General features: G+C 64.4%; 15 protein-coding genes. 8 read left to right on the top strand and 7 right to left on the bottom strand.

Annotated elements, in window-relative coordinates:
• The first annotated feature begins 111 nt into the window (after positions 1–111).
• Positions 112–2,007 carry a molecular chaperone DnaK gene (gene dnaK, locus SM753_RS11925; protein ID WP_323191763.1) on the top strand — a complete coding sequence of 632 codons (1,896 nt, stop codon included), beginning with the start codon at positions 112–114 and terminating at the stop codon, positions 2,005–2,007.
• 276 nt (positions 2,008–2,283) lie between these two features.
• On the opposite strand, the gene SM753_RS11920 is transcribed toward dnaK, so the two are convergent.
• Positions 2,284–3,081, bottom strand: coding sequence for a DNA polymerase sliding clamp (locus SM753_RS11920; RefSeq protein WP_323191762.1), 798 nt, complete (start codon positions 3,079–3,081; stop codon positions 2,284–2,286).
• Between the two features lie 114 nt (positions 3,082–3,195).
• On the opposite strand from SM753_RS11920, the gene SM753_RS11915 reads away from it, so the two are divergent.
• On the top strand, positions 3,196–3,765 hold the full coding sequence (locus tag SM753_RS11915) for a hypothetical protein (RefSeq protein WP_323191761.1): 570 nt from the start codon (positions 3,196–3,198) through the stop codon (positions 3,763–3,765).
• 152 nt (positions 3,766–3,917) lie between these two features.
• The gene (locus SM753_RS11910; protein WP_323191760.1) at positions 3,918–4,925 is read left to right on the top strand and encodes a sodium:calcium antiporter; all 1,008 of its coding nucleotides are present in this window, start codon (positions 3,918–3,920) and stop codon (positions 4,923–4,925) included.
• A 40-nt stretch (positions 4,926–4,965) separates the two neighbouring features.
• On the opposite strand, the gene SM753_RS11905 is transcribed toward SM753_RS11910, so the two are convergent.
• On the bottom strand, positions 4,966–6,744 hold the full coding sequence (locus SM753_RS11905) for a Rieske 2Fe-2S domain-containing protein (protein ID WP_323191759.1): 1,779 nt from the start codon (positions 6,742–6,744) through the stop codon (positions 4,966–4,968).
• 129 nt (positions 6,745–6,873) lie between these two features.
• On the opposite strand from SM753_RS11905, the gene dnaJ reads away from it, so the two are divergent.
• From dnaJ to SM753_RS11890, 3 genes are all read left to right on the top strand, one after another.
• Positions 6,874–8,040, top strand: coding sequence for a molecular chaperone DnaJ (gene dnaJ, locus SM753_RS11900; RefSeq protein ID WP_323191758.1), 1,167 nt, complete (start codon positions 6,874–6,876; stop codon positions 8,038–8,040).
• A 110-nt stretch (positions 8,041–8,150) separates the two neighbouring features.
• Entirely contained in the window at positions 8,151–8,660 is a 510-nt protein-coding gene (locus tag SM753_RS11895) for a hypothetical protein (RefSeq protein WP_135533647.1), read from the top strand.
• A gap of 42 nt (positions 8,661–8,702) precedes the next feature.
• Positions 8,703–9,437 carry a hypothetical protein gene (locus tag SM753_RS11890; RefSeq protein WP_323191757.1) on the top strand — a complete coding sequence of 245 codons (735 nt, stop codon included), beginning with the start codon at positions 8,703–8,705 and terminating at the stop codon, positions 9,435–9,437.
• Between the two features lie 44 nt (positions 9,438–9,481).
• Here SM753_RS11890 and SM753_RS11885 read toward each other — a convergent pair whose 3' ends face one another.
• From SM753_RS11885 to SM753_RS11865, 5 genes are all read right to left on the bottom strand, one after another.
• Positions 9,482–9,769: a transcriptional regulator gene (locus SM753_RS11885; RefSeq protein WP_135533649.1), complete on the bottom strand. Its 288-nt coding sequence runs from the start codon at positions 9,767–9,769 to the stop codon at positions 9,482–9,484.
• A 4-nt stretch (positions 9,770–9,773) separates the two neighbouring features.
• Entirely contained in the window at positions 9,774–10,394 is a 621-nt protein-coding gene (locus tag SM753_RS11880) for a hypothetical protein (protein ID WP_138796804.1), read from the bottom strand.
• A gap of 146 nt (positions 10,395–10,540) precedes the next feature.
• Entirely contained in the window at positions 10,541–11,443 is a 903-nt protein-coding gene (locus SM753_RS11875) for an ABC transporter ATP-binding protein (RefSeq protein ID WP_323191756.1), read from the bottom strand.
• A complete protein-coding gene (locus SM753_RS11870) occupies positions 11,440–12,294 on the bottom strand; it encodes an ABC transporter permease (protein ID WP_323191755.1) in 855 nt (284 codons plus the stop codon). The genes SM753_RS11875 and SM753_RS11870 overlap by 4 nt, the downstream gene beginning before the upstream one ends.
• Positions 12,295–12,456: 162 nt before the next feature.
• Entirely contained in the window at positions 12,457–13,929 is a 1,473-nt protein-coding gene (locus SM753_RS11865) for a TIGR00366 family protein (RefSeq protein ID WP_323191754.1), read from the bottom strand.
• 58 nt (positions 13,930–13,987) lie between these two features.
• Between SM753_RS11865 and SM753_RS11860 the strand changes: the two genes are divergently transcribed.
• Positions 13,988–15,220, top strand: a complete 1,233-nt coding sequence (locus SM753_RS11860; protein WP_323191753.1) for an MFS transporter — start codon at positions 13,988–13,990, stop codon at positions 15,218–15,220.
• Positions 15,221–15,297: 77 nt separating this feature from the next.
• Positions 15,298–16,605 (top strand): dicarboxylate/amino acid:cation symporter, encoded by a 1,308-nt coding sequence (locus SM753_RS11855; protein ID WP_323191752.1) that lies wholly within the window; start codon positions 15,298–15,300, stop codon positions 16,603–16,605.
• Positions 16,606–16,653: the final 48 nt, after the last annotated feature.

Here is a 16,653-nt window from a genome sequence, read left to right as displayed (position 1 = left end):
GGTTCGACTCCCCACGGATTTCTTTAATCCAGACGCTGCGTCGTAGTTTTATTCGGCAGTTCAGGGTGTGTAGCAAGGTTTAAACCAACGAGTGAGCAAGTACTGTTCAAGATGGCGAGTAACAAGATTCTCGGAATAGACTTGGGTACGACAAACAGTGCGTTCGCAGTGATGGAAGGCGGTGACCCGGAGATCATCGTCAACAGCGAAGGGGAACGAACGACGCCCTCCGTCGTCTCGTTCTCCGACGACGGCGAGCGACTCATCGGAAAGCCAGCGAAGAACCAGGCCGTCCAGAACCCGGAACGGACGATCCAGTCCATCAAGCGCCACATGGGGGAGGAGGACTACACCGTCGAGATAGACGGCGAGGAGTACACGCCGGAAGAACTCTCGGCGATGATCCTTCAGAAGATCAAACGAGACGCCGAGGAGTATCTCGGCGACGAGATCGAGAAGGCCGTCATCACGGTCCCGGCGTACTTCAACGACCGCCAGCGTCAGGCGACGAAAGACGCCGGCGAGATAGCCGGCTTCGAAGTAGACCGGATCGTCAACGAACCGACGGCCGCCTCGATGGCGTACGGTCTCGACGACGAGTCCGACCAGACCGTCCTCGTCTACGACCTCGGTGGCGGAACGTTCGACGTCTCTATTCTCGATCTCGGCGGCGGCGTCTACGAAGTCGTCGCGACGAACGGCGACAACGACCTCGGCGGTGACGACTGGGACGGCGCTATTATCGACTGGCTCGCCGACGAGTTCGAGGACGAACACGGCATCGACCTGCGCGAGGACCGCCAGGCTCTCCAGCGACTGAAAGACGCCGCCGAGGAGGCGAAGATCGAACTCTCATCGCGCAAGGAAACCGAGATAAATCTGCCGTTCATCACGGCGACCGACGACGGCCCCATCCACCTCGAAAAGTCGATGACTCGCGCGAAGTTCGAGTCGCTCACGTCTGACCTCATCGAGCGGACGGTCGGTCCGACGGAGCAGGCCCTCGAAGACGCCGGCTACGACGAGAGCGACATCGACGAGGTGCTGCTCGTCGGCGGGTCGACCCGAATGCCGCAGGTCGAGGAGCAAGTCGAGTCACTCACCGGTCAGGAACCGAAGAAAAACGTCAACCCGGACGAGGCGGTTGCACTGGGCGCGGCAATCCAAGGCGGCGTCCTCTCCGGCGACGTCGACGACATCGTTCTGCTCGACGTGACGCCGCTTTCTCTCGGTATCGAGGTCAAGGGCGGTCTGTTCGAGCGCCTCATCGAGAAGAACACGACGATCCCGACCGAGGAGTCGAAGATCTTCACGACCGCGGCGGACAACCAGACCTCCGTCCAGGTCCGCGTGTTCCAGGGCGAACGCGAGATAGCCGAGGAGAACGAACTGCTCGGCGAGTTCCACCTGACCGGCATCCCGCCGGCCCCCGCAGGGACGCCGCAGATCGAGGTGACGTTCTCCATCGACGAGAACGGCATCGTCAACGTCTCCGCCAAGGACCAGGGCTCCGGCGAGAGCGAGGAGATCACCATCGAGGGCGGTGCCGGACTGTCCGACGAACAGATCGAGGAGATGCAGGAGGAAGCCGAGGAACACGCCGAAGAGGACGAGCGCCGCCGCGAGCGCATCGAGGCCCGTAACGAGGCCGAAGCGTCGGTCCAGCGCGCACAGACCCTGCTGGAAGAGAACGAGGACGAAGTCGACGCGGAACTCCGCGAAGCGATCGAAGCCGAGATCGAGAACGTCGAAGCCACCCTCGAAGACGACGACGCCTCCAAGGAGGAAATCGAGGACGCTACCGAGACCCTGAGCAAGGAACTTCAGGAGATCGGCAAGCAGATGTACCAGCAGCAGGCCCAGGCCGGCGCAGGCGGCGCTGGCGGAATGGGCGGCGGCCCGGCCGGCGGTCCCGCGGGCGGCCCCGGCGGCGCGCCCGGCGACGACGAGGAGTTCGTCGACGCGGACTTCGAAGACGTCGACGAGAACGACGACGACGAGCAGTAGCGAGTCGAGTCGTTCTCGTCGGCTCGGGAGAGCTTTGCTCTCCCGGTGTCTTCGGGAGTGAGAGAAACGAGCGACCGAAGGCTGGAAGCATCTCCGATGCTTCCGAGTCTGAAAACGTGAGCGGAGCGAACTTTTTCAGTTAGGCGACGACGACGAGCAGTAGCGAGTCGTCCTTTCCGATATCGCCGCGGAGGCGTCATACTGTCGGATAGAACTTCGTGACGAGATTCGACGTTCCAGGGTGTCGAAGTTCTTCGTGGGCTTCGCCCGACAGTATCAGTAGTTCGCGATGCGAGGAGAGACCAGATATGTGACGGAACCGTCGCCCTCGGCGAACTCGAAATCGGCGACGAGCGGTTCCTCGGTGCCGATCTGGACGTCGACTTCCGTTCCGTTGGGCATCTCTCGATTGATAGCCGCCAGATACTCTACTGAGAACAGCGAGTGTGCGTCCGCCGGCGAAAACTCGACGAGTTCGTTCGCGTCCTGCGCAAGCGACACGTCGTCGGTGTCGCCCTCAGCCTCCGCGTAGAACGTTTCCGCAGATTCGTCGATACCGAAGGCGATCTGGTCGGAGACCATCTCCCCTGCCTTGACGGCGCGGCCGATCTGTTCTGCTGCGAGAACGACCTCTCCGGGGGAATCGAGGGCGAGATCCGTCCGGTCGGGCGGCGACCGGATCGTTTCGGGATCGAGAAGCCCCAGCGTGTATTCGAGATCGTCGATCGTGATCTGTAGGGTTCGCGTCTCGGCGTCGAGTTCGAACCGCACGAACTGGTCGCGGTCGGCGAGCCCGACTATCTCGTCGAGGCGCGTGAGATCGACGCCGAGACGGCCGCCGGTGGCCTCGTACGACTCGAACGCGGCGCTCCCCAACTCCAGGTCGACCGCCGCCACAGTCGCGGGATCGATAGCTGTGATCCGAACCCCGTCCGCGTCGAGGTGGAGGCGACACTCGTCAACCAGCGCGTGGACGAGCGCGATGCTCCGCTGTATCGTGTCGGCGCGTACGATCGCATGGAAGGCCTGATTCGAGTGATTGGCAGTTCGAGTTTCGGTTTCCGGTTCGGTCATACTAATCTCGTGACGGCACCCCTAAACATAATAACTTTGTAAGATATCTAGTGGATAATCTAGAATAGGTTATCTATATATGTGTGAACGCATTCTTATAATCTGTATCCGGTTATGAACGGAGATAGTCGTGACCGCGGTATTCTCAGTCAGGCGGACAGAGCGTACCTCCGCGGCGAGGCGGATCTCGCCACCGTGCAATCGGAGCGAAACACCCGAGCCCGGATCCGAGACCGGATCTACGACGCCGTTCTCGATTTCGAACTCGTCGTCGGCGAACTGACGGACCACGACCGGAAACTCATCTTCGAGAAGCGGCTGGCTGAGACGGAGGGGACCGAAGCGTTCGATGCGCTGGTGTCGGCCGTCGCCTTTCTGTATCAGGCGACGGGCGATACCGAACTCGACTTCGAAACGGTGTTGAAAGAGGGGATCAACGTCGCCGAGGCGACGGACGAACGCGTCGCGACCGTCGATTTCGACCTGACTTTCCGGAGTCTCACCGTCGAGCAGTTACGGAACAAGCTGGATAGCGGCGAAGAGCTATCGCTCACCGAGATCGCGTATTTACACGACAGCGACGAGGTCCGGATGGACGAACTGGCGCGGTATTTCGGTGACTCCGATGCTGTGACATCCGAGATCGACGACGGACGGATACAGTCCAAGGTGACGAATTTCTGAGCCCTGGCGGAGAGGGTCAGCACGACGGTGTTGACAACTGAGATGCTCTCTCCGCGTCTCTGGAGGAAACGACCGGCTCGGTATCCGGTCGCCCCCTCATTCAACGGTCGCATGGAACACGTCTTTCACTGGGAACCGACAAATACCAACAGATGAACGGCATCCTCGTCTCGCTTGCACTTGCAGTGGTCGCGACGGGCGTCATCTGGAAGGGGAGCGAACTCCTCGAAGGGTCATCTGAACGCCTCAGCAAGTACTACGGGTTGCCCGTCGCCGTACACGGCGCTATCGTCGTCGCCGTCGGGTCGAGCTTTCCCGAACTGAGTTCTGTCGTGATCAGCACGCTGGTCCACGGCGAGTTCTCCCTCGGCGTCGGGGCCATCGTCGGGAGCGCCATCTTCAACCTCCTCGTGATCCCGGCGCTCTCCGCGCTGTTTAGCGACCAACTCGAAGCGACCCGCGACATCGTCCACAAGGACGCCCAGTTTTACATCATCAGCGTTCTCGTCCTCTTTATCGTGTTCGCGCTCGGAGCGACGTACGTTCCCGGCGGGACGAACGGGGCCGCGATACTCACGCCGCCGCTCGCCGCCATTCCGCTCGCCACGTACGGCGTCTACGTCTTCCTCCACCAGCAGGACGCAAGCGACCACGCGGCTACCGAGGTCGTCGACGTGAATCTGCTTCGGGAATGGGCGACGCTCGCGGGGGCGCTGGTCCTCATCGCAGTCGGCGTCGAAGGGATAATCCGGGCGGCGCTCACTCTCGGAGCGATCTTCGACACGCCGAGTTTCCTGTGGGGGATAACCGTCATCGCCGCGGCGACGAGCCTTCCCGACGCGTTCGTCAGCGTTCGCGCCGCCGCGAACGGCGAGGACGTCACCAGTCTCACGAACGTCCTCGGGAGCAACACGTTCAACCTGCTCGTCGCCATCCCCGTCGGCGTCCTCCTAGCTGGATCGGCGACTATCAACTTCCTCGCGGCGATCCCGACGATGGGGTTTCTCGCGTTCGCGACTATCGTTTTCATCGTGTTCACCCGCACGGATCTCGAACTGACCGACAACGAGGCCATTGGCTTCCTGGGCCTGTACGCGCTGTTTCTCGCGTGGATGGTCCTCGAATCGGTCGGCCTCATCGAAACCGTACAGGGGATCTAAAGGGAAAACAGTTCACCCCCGAAGGTGACAAAGGTCGTCGTTACTTGTGGATCCGCTCCCCCTGGTGGAGTCGCTCGGCGATGGTGAACGTCTGCTCGGCCGAGCGCCGCGTGGGGAAGTGCGCGGCCATGTAGCGCGCCGGGGCCATCAGATACACGCTCGCTTCGTCGGGGTCGTCCGCGAGGTCGAACTGCTCGAACCCGGCTTCGACGTGCTGGAGCGTGTGGAACCCGGCGTCCTCACGGAGGAGTCCCCGCCCGAGCGTCGCCTTGAGCGCGGCGGGGTCGCCGTCGGCCGCGAGGTAGTCCGCGACGAGTCGGCCGGCGGTGTCGACTTCGCCCTCCTTGTCGAACGTCTCCAGCAGTTTCTCGGGGATTGTTTCCGGGTCCGCGTCGGGGTCGCCGTCCGGTATCGGCGCGGGCGGCGTGTTGAGGAAGCGGTCGAGGTAGACGCTCATCGCGCCGTGGAGCGCACCGCGGTAGAGCGCGGGCGCGTCGACGCGCCGGGCCCCACCGTGGACGCCGTTGCAGTAGCTGAACGTGTGATGGACCGTGTTCCAATCGTTGAACTCGTTGGTGGTCGCGAACTGAACGACCCGCGTCGCCGCCGCGAACGTGACGCGAGAGGCCAGTTGCTCGGCGGTCGCGCCGTTCCGGATAGCCCCGCGAACGGCGTCGACGATATCGTGCGGGTCGTCGGAGAGCAACCTGTCGACGAACCCCGCTTGCGGTTCCCAGCCGCCGGCGTCCCGCGCGTCGAGCAGGTCGGGGAGGTCGCCGTGAAACTCGAACACCAGTTCGCCCAGATCGATCGGCTGTCGCCACTCGGACTGCTCCTCGCTGCGGCGCGCCTGCGTGAACCGCGGGACGAGCGTCGGAACGGCCTGCTCGGCGTGCTCCCACCCGACGTGGTCGAGGGTCTCCAGCGCCTTGTTGACGAAATCGAGCGTGTGGCCGGAGTCGAGGTAGACGTGGTCGGTGCCCGCGGCGTAAAGTATCTCCGCGATTTCCGGCGGGTCGAGCGTCGCCACGGCGGTGCGGAGGCAGCGCTCCGCGCCGTCGTCGTCGCGTACTTCGACGGTTTTCCGGAACCACTGTTTCAGGCGGTCCTTCGAGAGGTCGGGGTTGGAAAACGTCGGTTGTTCGAACCGCGGCGGTTCGCCGCTGGTGTCGTCCGCGACTTCGAGCAAACCCCGGTAGAGCGCCCGGCGGCGGTCCTCGGGGCGAACGTCGTCGTACACGTTCGCCATCGCGCCGAGGATGACGAGGCCCGGCCCCCACCCGTCAGCGCGATACTCCGTGCCGAACTCCAGTCCGATTCTGACGAGGTCTGTGTACGGGACGTGCCGGGACGATGTCCCGGGGCTCGACGAGCTATGCTCGTCGGTGTCGTCCGCAAGCAGGCCGATGACGGATTTGGCGATGACGAGGCGGAGGTCGTCGCGGAGTCCGGCTTCCAGACGGTTCTGCCAGTGTTCGACCGGCGGTTCGTCGGGTTCAGGATACGGGTCTACGTACACGTCGCCGTCCCGGACCTCGACCGGGTACGTCTGGACGTCGTCGGCCCACGGGTCGAACGTGTCGCCGCAGGAGAGTTCGAACCTCGCGTGATGCCAGTGGCAGGTGAGTATCCCGTCCTCGACGGTCCCTTTCGCCAGCGGGAACCCCATGTGCGGACAGCGGTTGTTCACGGCGCGGATCTCCCCCTCGTGGTGGAACAGCGCCATCGGTTGTCCCTCGACCGTGGTCACCGCCCGACCCTCCTCGACGAGGTCGTCGTGGTCGGCGACGCGGACGTACTCTGCTGATTCGGTTGCCATACGTCACCATACCGCAAAGACGGATATCAAGGTTCCCTGAAGGGCGTTTACGTAGAGACTTTGACAATTCTCCTGACGGTCCCGAGCCAGTCTTTTCAAGTAGCTCAACCGTATAGGATCGCTCAACTGATGAGCGAGGATTTCTACGATGTTCTCGGCGTGAGTACGGACGCGTCCGAGGAGGAGATACAGAAGGCCTACCGCGAGATGGCGAGCAAGTACCACCCGGACGTCAGCGACGAACCGAACGCCGAGGAGAAGTTCAAGAAAGCCAAGAAGGCGAAGGAAGTGCTCACCGACGAGGAGAAGCGCCGCGCGTACGACCGCATGGGCCACGAGCGGTTCGAACAGGCCGAGAAACGCGGCGGGTTCGACGAAGGCCGCGGCGGGGGCGCTGGCGGACCCTTCGGCGGTGGCGGCGGCCCGTTCGGCGGCGGTGGGGGCGCGGGCGGCATGGGCGACATCTTCGAGCAGTTCTTCGGCGGCAGCGGCGGCGGCGGCAGACGCGACCGACCGCGACAGGGGTCGGACCTGCGGACGCGCCTCCAGATAGACCTCGAAGACGCGTACGAGGGCGTCGAAAAGGCAGTCACCGTTCGCCGACCGGAGCGCTGTGACACCTGTAACGGCGAGGGTCATCCGCCGGGAACCGAGAGTCAGACCTGCCCCGAGTGTAACGGTCGCGGGCAGACGACGCAGGTTCAACAGACGCCGCTGGGCCGCGTCCAGCAGACGACGACCTGTCCTCAGTGCGAGGGCGAGGGCGAACTCTACGAGGAGACCTGTAGCGACTGCCGCGGCCAGGGGAAGGTCCGCCGCGAAGCGTCCCTGTCGGTCGAGGTCCCCCCAGGGATCCGCGACGGACAGACCCTCCGGATGGAAGGCGAAGGCGCGCCGGGCGAGAACGGCGGGCCGAACGGCGACCTCCTGATCGAGGTGTCCGTCGCCGACCACCCCGACTTCGAACGCGACGGCGACGACCTCCGCTACCACCACGCAATCTCGTTCCCGCAGGCGGCGTTCGGCGACACGGTCACGGTTCCGACGATGGAGGGCGACGTCGAACTCGACGTGGACGCGGGAACCCAGAGCGGAGAGACGTTCCAGCTGGAAGGGAAGGGGATGCCCCGCCTCCGTCGGCGCGGCCACGGCAACCTCTACGTCACGGTGCAGGTAGTGACGCCGGAGAGCCTGAACGAGGAACAGCGCGAGGCGCTCGAAGCGTTCGCCGAGGCCGGAGGCGAGGAGATAGATGTCGAACAGGGGTTCTTCGAGAAGATCAAGAACTCGTTTTGAACGCCTCAGCCGCCGTCACGATCCCCGGTTTGATGCTCTCTACTGTCCGTTAGGCGACGTGTAACAAAGGTAGGTGGTTCCGGATCACCTGCTGCCGGATGTCACAGTACATGCACGAACCGGACCCGTCGTCGGAGCAGAGTTTCCTCGTCGCCGGACCGTCCGGTACGGGGCAGCGAGAACTGGCGTTCGACGCGCTCTCCCAGTGCGAGACAGTCGTCGCTGTCGCACCGGAGCAGGCGGCCACTACCGTCGGGTCCTGGTATCGGGGCCGTACTGCGGAACTCGTCACCATCGATCCGGCCGAGGGGGGAGGGGGGTCGATGGGGCTCTCGGAACTGGGCGTTTCGGTGTCAGAGGCGATCGAGGAGGCGAACGATGCGGGCGTCTGGGTTGCCATCGACGAACTCCCGGGACTCGTTCCGGAGTGCGACCTCTTCCCGCTTTTCGCCTTCTTCGACCTGCTCCACCGTCGCATTGCCGACGACGGTACCCAACTCGTCTGTACTGTCGACACGCATCGGCTACGGCCGGACGAACTACGAACCCTGGAACAACTGTTCGACTGCCGACGCGTCACGCGTTCCGACCGCGTCGCCGAGCAGACTGAACCGCGGTAGCGTCCCGGCGCGCTTTTCTCGGCCCCGTCCCAAGCCGCAGGCATGGAGACGCTCGACGATCTGGTCGCTCGTGACCGGCGGAGCGAGGCGACCGCGCTCTCGATAGCTGACGGGCCGACGTACGACTACCACCGCTTCTGTACGACGGCCTGGAAGACGGGCAACTTCCTGCGCCACCAGGGTGTCAGGGAGAGCGTTACGGTGTTCGTCGCCGACGACGAGGCCCCGCAAGCGCTACTCTCGTTTCTCGGCACTGCGCTACTGGGCGGCGTGACGTTGTTCGACAGCGTCTCACGCTGGAACGACGGCGAGACGAGCAACCTCCAGGCGCTCGTCCTCCCGGGGGCCGATGCCGACGACGCCGCGGTACCCGCCGGAACGAACCGCGTCGGCTACGGGACGGAACCTTCGGACCCGGCCGTGGCGCACTTCGAGCGGGACGTCTGGAGCGAGAACCCGTCGTTCCCTCCGGTCGAACGGGACCCGACCGCGCCGGTGTTGACGACGGGTGACGCGACCTACTCCCACCGCGACCTGTTCGAGGCGGCGGAGCGGATCGTCGACGGCTACGAACTGACCGCGGACGACCGCGTCGCCGTTCGCGCGCCGTTTTCCGACCCGGGCACTGTCGTCGCGGGCGTCGTCGCGCCGTTGCTCGTCGGCGGGGCAATAGCGTTCGACGGCGCGGACGGCACGAAGGTGGACGCGACGGCCTCCGTCGCGGGAGACGACCAGAGCGACCGGGCGATCCCGGTCGAGGAAGCGCGACCGCGGTAGTCGCCGCAGAACGGTCGAGGACGCGCGACGCCGTCACCGCGCGGTCACTCGTCTAACCCATCGATCAGTGCCTCTAACCTGTCGATGTGGTCTTCGAAGGCCGTCTCGCCCCCGTCGGTCAGCCGGTAGGTCGTCTTCGGTTTGCGGTCGACGAACTCCTTCTCGACTGCGACGGCGTCCGAGTCCTCCATCGTGCCGAGGTGACTGGCCAGATTCCCTTCCGTGATCCCGAGTTCCTCCTGTAGTTCGGTGAACCCTGTCTCGCCGTGTCGGTAGAGGTAGGCGAATATCTGCAACCGAGTCGGCTGGTGGACGAGTTTGTCGAACTCCATGGGCTCACTTGGTCAGCGCGTACGCGGCGACAGAGTGGATCAGAAACAGGACACCGAACAGCGCGTAGCCGGTTAGCTGGAGGTATCGAGAGTGGGGTAACAGCGCACCCAGTACGAGCATCCAGACCCCGCCCGCGTAGAACGGTAACCTGTCGCGCCGCCGGATCCGTTCGGCTTTGAGTATGTTCCCGGCGACGAGCAGTCCGAGTCCGAGAAAGATCAGCACGTGACTGAAGTAGTGCGCGCCGCGGGCGGCACCAGTGGAGTTTTCGGCTATCAGCGGCCCCAGCGAGGTCCACATGGCGTGGAGCGAAACTATCAGCGCGGTCAGAAGGATCCACCAGTCGAGCCCCGACGAGGAGCGTTCGGTCGACGCATTCGAGACGAGTCGCCACTGTGCTACCGCGATGACGCCGACCATGCCGTACCAGAGAGCGATGTACGCGGCGTTGGGCAGGTCGGCGGTGAACGCGACGTTCGTGATGATGGCCGTGAGACCGATGACGACGCCGTAGACCAGCCACATCCGGCGCTGGCCGGGGTATCGCTCCTCGATTCCCATCGCGCCCTTGATCTGGTCCAGTTCGCGCTGCAGGTCCTGGGGGTCGACGTCCTGTTCTGACATGATGTGCCGTCAGTCGCTTCGCCGGAGGTTGCGGGGGACGCAGTATGATTGTTCCGCTTCGATCGACCTGACACGACGCCGCGGCCCACCCAGAAAACACGGACGCGGGGATCGACCGTGGCCGCGGTCGCAGCCGTCGTCGCCTATCAGTTCGTCTCGCCGTCGAGGTGGACGTGGTAGTTGAACAGGTCGGTGTACGTCGGATCCGCTGTCGTCACACGGGCGCTACCGGAGGACTCGGCGTCGGCCAGGACGGCTTTGATGTCGCTTACGTCGCTCTCCGGGTCGAGGAACCCGCGGGCCTCCGCTCCGGCGTGAAACAGTTCGCCACCGACGAAGTGGTCCTTCGCGGCGGTGGCCGCACGCGGTCCGGCAACGCGGACGACAGGCGGTACCGACGCAAGCAGTTCGTCCGGAGGACCGGTCGCGGTCACCGTCCCGTCGACCATGAACGCGATACGGTCGGCCAGTTCGGCGTCCTGTGGACGGTGGCTCGCGATGACGAAGGTCTTGCCCTCGTCGTTGGCGTCGAGGATGCGGTCGTGGAAGCGCTGGAGCATCGCGAGGTCGATACCGGCCGTGGGTTCATCGAGCAGGTAGAGCGGCACGTCGACGCTGAGCGTGAGTGCGAGTTCGAGTTTCCGGGTCATCCCCTCCGAGTAGTTCTCGACGAGTTTGTCGAGGTCGTCTTCGAGTTCGAACGCCGCGACGTCCTCACGCCAGCGGTCGGTAAAGCGAGGATGCAGACGCGAGTAGAACCGAGCGTTCTCCCGTCCGGTGAGGCGTCCGATACTCATCGCGTTTTGCAGCATGAAACTCAGCGTCTCGCCGCCGTCCTCGCCGATAGTTCGTCCGTCGACTGTCACCGTTCCCGAGGAGGGTCGCGAACTCCCGGCGAGACACGACAGCAGCACGGTCTTACCGACTCCGTTCGGGCCCATGAGCAGTAGGATCTCGCCGGGTTCGACGGAGAGGTCGACGTCGTCGACGACGCCGTCGTTGCCGAACGACTTCCGGACGCCTTCGGCGCGGAGCGCGGGGGTACTCACGGCAGAACACCCCGTTTGTAGATCAGACGACGCATGATCCCGAGTGCCAGGAGGAAGCTCCCAGCACCGTACGCCGCGAGCAGACCGACCCACCGGGGACCGGCCGGCACCGGCGGCGGCGTCATGCCGGACGCCCCCCAGTTCGAGATAGTCGTTAGATGATAGTTGAGAAACCGGTTGGGAAGGGTGTTCGGGAGGTAGTTGAGAAGCGTCGCGTCGGCGGCGAACATGGACGGTTCGGCACCGTTGAACCCCGTAACGAAGTAAAGCACCAGCGCGGCGACGGTCGAGATGACAGTCGCGTAGCGGGCGTCACTCAGGACAGCCCCGAGAAGGAGTCCGAGCGTCAGCCAGGGGACCGCGAAAGCGATGAACGCCCCCAACGCGAGCGGTAACGATGCAGGGTCGCGGAGGCCGTACTCGGCACCGGTCAGGACGCCGATGCCGAGCATCACGAGAAACGCCGAGAGCGCGACTATCACGCCGGCCAGAATGCGACCGACCAGGTCGGCAGTGGGTGAGACGGGAAGCGACCGGAACTGCTCGTACCGACCGGCCTCGATGTCGTTGACCAGTAACTGCGCGAACACGCTGATGCAGACGATGATCGTTGTGAACGTCCCGAACCCGATCACGACCGCACCTTTCACCTGGCCGAGAAGTTCGTCGGGAACGGTGCTCAGATCGATAAACAGCGCGAGGTTCAGGAGGTAAAACACAGCGGGAAAGCCGACCGACCAGGCCAGCATTACGCGACTCCGGGCTATCTCCCGCAGGTATCGTTCCGTGAACGCGTGGACCTGGCTGGCCCACCCGCCGTCGTGCGATGTCTCGTACGTTTCCACTGCCATGAGCCTACCGTCACGATCGGTCTGGCTCACAATAAAGTTTGTGCTGTAATCTACTTTGTTCTACAAAGTAGGCTATCAGCGGCGCTACGGGCGGTTTCGTCGCGCCAGAAGCAATGGGAGCGGTCGACGACGCGTCGCCGAGAGAAAACGGCACGCCCTCGATCAGTACGGCAGGACAAACAACACGACGGCGAGGAAGGGGATCAGCGCGATGAGCATCGCGATGGCGTAGCCGAACATCTCGCGGGCTTTGATGCCCGTGATAGCGAGTAGCGGGATCGCCCAGAACGGGTTGAACAGGTTCGTGTGAGCGTCGCCGACGGCGTAGGCCATCGTCGCCTTGCCGACCGGAACGCCGAGGTCCTGTGCCGCCTCGATCACGGACGGTCCGATGACTATCCACTCGCCGCCGCCGGAGGGGACGAACATGTTCACGACTGCGCCGGTGATCCAGGCGATGACGGGGTACGTCGCCGGTGTCGACACCGCGAACAGCGTTTCGGCGATAGTCTCGGAGAGGCCGGACGCGTTCATCATCCCCTGGATACCCGCGAAGAAGGGAAACAGCAGAATGATGCCGGCGGCGGCCTCCGCGGCCTCGCCGAACCGCTCGCGGTAGAGCGCCGGGCGCTGGTAGATCAACAGGCCGGAAAACAGGAACGCGAAGTTGACGACGTTGAGGTTCCACCCGTCTAGCCCCTGGGTTGCCAGCGTGTAGACGACCATCGCGACGCCGGTCAGCGCGATCACTCCGCCCAGGATACGGCTGTTGTCGATCCGTTCGGCGGGGACCGGTTCGGCAGCGGCCGACTCGTCGTCGACCGCCTCGCCCCCGTCAGAGCGGTCCTCAGAGGAGGCTTCCGGACCGTCGGACCGCTCGCCGCCGTCTGATATCGTGCCGAACAGTTCGGTCTCCGGAACGAACTCCGTGATGCCCTCGGACCGTTCCGGACCAGGCGTCAACAGGTACAGTACGGCCGCTGCGAAGAGGATCGAGAGGGCGGTCAAGGTCAGCGCGTACGCGCTGAATATGGTTTGGCTGGTGGGGACGACACCGCCGAGGATATCGAGTTCGACGAACTCGTTGCCCGGCGTGTTGAGAAGCAACGGGGCGGACCCGGACAGACCCCAGTGCCACGTCAGGCCGAGACCCATGTACCCCGCCACGCACAACAGCGGGTAGTGGACCTCGATTCCCCGTTCGTGGGCGGCCTTGCCCATCTCGCGGGCGAAGATAGCGCCGACGATAAGACTCAGTCCCCAGTGGATCCACCCTAGCACCATCGCGAACACGCCGACGAGAACGACTGCCTGCTTGCCGTCGTTCGGTATCGCCGCCAATCGCTGGAGCAGGTCGTTGACCCGTGGGTGATACGCTATCACGAAACCGGTCATGAGGATGAGTACCATCTGCATCGCGAACGTGAGGAAGGCCCAGAACCCGTCGACCCAGAATTCGACCATCTCGAAGGGGCCGGTGTTCTCGACCGCGATCCCGACGACGAACACCACGTACGTCAGGATGATCGCGAACAGGAACGGACTCGGCATCCACCGTTCGACGACGTCCGCCAGTCGCCGCCCCGCACGCTCTATCGCGTTTTCGCCGTCCGCTGAAGTGGTATCAGTTGACATACCTAGTAAAAGGGCAACAATAATAGTTTTAAATCTTTTCGAGACCACGGTCGGATAGATGGTCGATAGCGCGAGGGTCTACCGCGGGTGGTCGGTCGTCGCCGGGTGTTTCCTGGGCGCGCTCGTCGTCTTCGGCGTCTCGTACTCGTACAGCGTGTTTCTGGAACCGATCCAGCGCGATCTGGGACTGTCTCGCGCCGACGTGTCGCTCGTGTTCTCCGTCCAGACGGCAGTCATCTACGTCTCAGCCGCCGGGATCGGCGTTCTGGCCGACCGATACGGCGTCCGGCGGTTGCTGGGGCTGGGCGGCGGCCTCTTCGTCGCGGGGACTCTGCTCGCGACGCGGGCGCGGTCGCTTCCGACGTTGCTTCTCAGCTACGGAGTGCTGACGGCGGTCGGCCTCGGCGCGGTGTACGTCGTCTCGTACGCCACCGTCCCACGGTGGTTCCGGCGACGCCGCGGCCTCGCGGCCGGCGTGGCGACTGCCGGTCTCGGCGTCGGGATGCTCGTGGTCGCACCGGCAGCGAGCGTCCTCGTCTCATCGGCCGGGTGGCGGGCGGCCCTGCTGGCGGTGGCTCTCGGTGCGGCGCTCCTGCTGGCGGTGGCAGTGACACTGGTCGCAGACGACCCCCCGAGTCAAGGTATCGACGCGAGCGTGGAGTTCCCGACGGGGTACCCGGAACGCCCGCCCACGGACTGGTCAGTCTATCGCGACGAGGTCGTCGCAGTCGCGGCCTCGCGGACGTTCCTGCTCGTGTTCGTCGGGTGGGTGTTGGTCTACGCGACGCTGTACGTCGTCTTCGTTCACGTGGTCGCCCACGCCGGCGCGGTCGGCATCGGGGAGCGAGCCGGTGCGCTCGCGCTGGCCGTTATCGGCGCGACCACGAGCGTCGCCCGGATCGCCGTGGGGTGGGGTGCGGACAGGGTCGGTCGACACCGGACGTTCGTCGCGTGCTCGGCGGCGATGGGCGCGTCGACGCTCGCACTGCCGCTTGTCGAATCGGCGGTAGGACTGTACGCATTCGCCGTCGTCTACGGTGTGGCCTACGGGGGGAACGGGGCACTCCTCTCGCCGCTGACGACGGACCTGTTCGGGACCGCGAACCCGAACGCGGTCTTCGGCCTCGTCTCGCTCTCGTTCGCCGTGTCGGGTCTGGTCGCACCCTGGGCGGCCGGACTGACGTTCGACGCGACGGGCACCTACGCGCCGGCGTTCGTCGCCGCTGGTGCGGTCGGACTGGTCGGGACCGGGCTGGTCGCCGCGGCGCGAACGGCCCCACGAACTAGCTGAAACAGGGACAGCCAATAGTATACCTCCATACCCCACATGAATTTATATGGAGATGTGATGAAACAGAATGTCGAGAGATGTCAACTAGTAGCACGATGCGATACTGGCGGCAGTACCGTTCGATCCCGATTGTGTACCGGATCGGGGCGGCGTTCGTCCTCGGGTCACTGTTCGGACTCGCTGTGGGTGACCCGGCGACGCGACTGCAACCGCTCGGGGACCTGTTCGTTCGCCTGCTGAGCATGCTCATCATCCCCATCGTCGTGTTCACGCTGGTGATGGGCGCGCGGCGACTCTCGCCGAGCAGTCTCGGAAAGATAGGCGGGCAGGTCGTGATGCTTTACGCGATCACGTCGGCATTTGCGGTGTTCATCGGTCTGGCGGTCGGCAACCTGCTGAACCCGGGTACCGGCCTCGAACTCACGGACGCGGAGTCACAGGAGGCGGAAGCGCCAGACATCGTGGAGGTGTTTCTGGGCATCGTTCCGGAGAACCCGATCGCTGCGATGTCGGAGGGGAACGTGTTGCCCACCATCTTCTTCGCCATCGTGTTCGGCCTGGCGCTGGCGATGCTCCAGGAGGAACTAGACGAGGGAGACGTCCGCCGCGGCGTAGAGACGATATTCGACATCATGGAGGCCGGTGCCGAGGCGATGTTCAAGATCGTCTGGGGCGTGATGGAGTACGGCGTTATCGGGGTGTTCGCCCTGATGGCGGCGGTGTTCGGGCAGGCCGGCGTCGACGCTATCGTCCCCTTTGCCATGCTCATCTTCGCGGTGGCGCTGGCGGTGACGATCCACATCGCCGTGATTCACCTCGGCGGCATCATCGCGCTGCTGGTCGGCGAGTCGCCGCGTGGTTTCCTCATCGGAGGGAAAGAAGCGTTGATCACCGCGTTGAGCATCCGTTCGTCCAGCGGGACGCTCCCGGTGACGATGTCTAACGCGGAGAACAACCTCCAGATCGACGAGAGCGTCTACAGCTTCTCGTTACCGCTTGGCGCGACGATCAACATGGACGGGACGGCGATGTACCAAGGCGTCGTCGCCATCTTCGCCGCGAACATCGCCGGCGTCTCGCTGACAATCACCGAACAGCTAACCGTCGTTGCTATCGCCGTGCTCGCGAGCGTCGGGGCCGCGGGCGTCCCCGGAACCGGCCTCATCATGCTGACGCTCGTGCTCACGCAACTCGGGCTTCCGCTGGAGATAGTCGGCTTCGTCGCCGGCGTCGACCCCATCCTCGACCGGATGCGGACGATGACGAACATCAGCGGTGACCTTGCGGTGACGACGCTGGTCGCCAAGTGGAACCACGCGGTCGACTTCACGGGCGGTACCTGGGTCGGGAACGAAGCGCCCGGGGCGGCCCCGACGGACGACTGAGCGGGCCTGCGGACGACTGAGCAGACCTGCGGACGGCTGAGCGGGCCC

Source organism: Halostella sp. PRR32, from assembly GCF_034808085.1.
GTDB classification, from domain to species: Archaea; Halobacteriota; Halobacteria; order Halobacteriales; family Natronoarchaeaceae; genus Halostella; species Halostella pelagica.
This window is presented reverse-complemented; position numbering and strand designations above follow the sequence as displayed.

Excerpts from the sequence above, each read along its gene's own strand:
- dnaK (WP_323191763.1), top strand. The coding sequence starts at position 112 with ATGGCGAGTAACAAGATTCTCGGAATAGACTTGGGTACGACAAACAGT.
- SM753_RS11920 (WP_323191762.1), bottom strand. The coding sequence starts at position 3,081 with ATGACCGAACCGGAAACCGAAACTCGAACTGCCAATCACTCGAATCAG.
- SM753_RS11915 (WP_323191761.1), top strand. The coding sequence starts at position 3,196 with ATGAACGGAGATAGTCGTGACCGCGGTATTCTCAGTCAGGCGGACAGA.
- SM753_RS11910 (WP_323191760.1), top strand. The coding sequence starts at position 3,918 with ATGAACGGCATCCTCGTCTCGCTTGCACTTGCAGTGGTCGCGACGGGC.
- SM753_RS11905 (WP_323191759.1), bottom strand. The coding sequence starts at position 6,744 with ATGGCAACCGAATCAGCAGAGTACGTCCGCGTCGCCGACCACGACGAC.
- dnaJ (WP_323191758.1), top strand. The coding sequence starts at position 6,874 with ATGAGCGAGGATTTCTACGATGTTCTCGGCGTGAGTACGGACGCGTCC.
- SM753_RS11895 (WP_135533647.1), top strand. The coding sequence starts at position 8,151 with ATGCACGAACCGGACCCGTCGTCGGAGCAGAGTTTCCTCGTCGCCGGA.
- SM753_RS11890 (WP_323191757.1), top strand. The coding sequence starts at position 8,703 with ATGGAGACGCTCGACGATCTGGTCGCTCGTGACCGGCGGAGCGAGGCG.
- SM753_RS11885 (WP_135533649.1), bottom strand. The coding sequence starts at position 9,769 with ATGGAGTTCGACAAACTCGTCCACCAGCCGACTCGGTTGCAGATATTC.
- SM753_RS11880 (WP_138796804.1), bottom strand. The coding sequence starts at position 10,394 with ATGTCAGAACAGGACGTCGACCCCCAGGACCTGCAGCGCGAACTGGAC.
- SM753_RS11870 (WP_323191755.1), bottom strand. The coding sequence starts at position 12,294 with ATGGCAGTGGAAACGTACGAGACATCGCACGACGGCGGGTGGGCCAGC.
- SM753_RS11865 (WP_323191754.1), bottom strand. The coding sequence starts at position 13,929 with ATGTCAACTGATACCACTTCAGCGGACGGCGAAAACGCGATAGAGCGT.
- SM753_RS11860 (WP_323191753.1), top strand. The coding sequence starts at position 13,988 with ATGGTCGATAGCGCGAGGGTCTACCGCGGGTGGTCGGTCGTCGCCGGG.
- SM753_RS11855 (WP_323191752.1), top strand. The coding sequence starts at position 15,298 with ATGTCAACTAGTAGCACGATGCGATACTGGCGGCAGTACCGTTCGATC.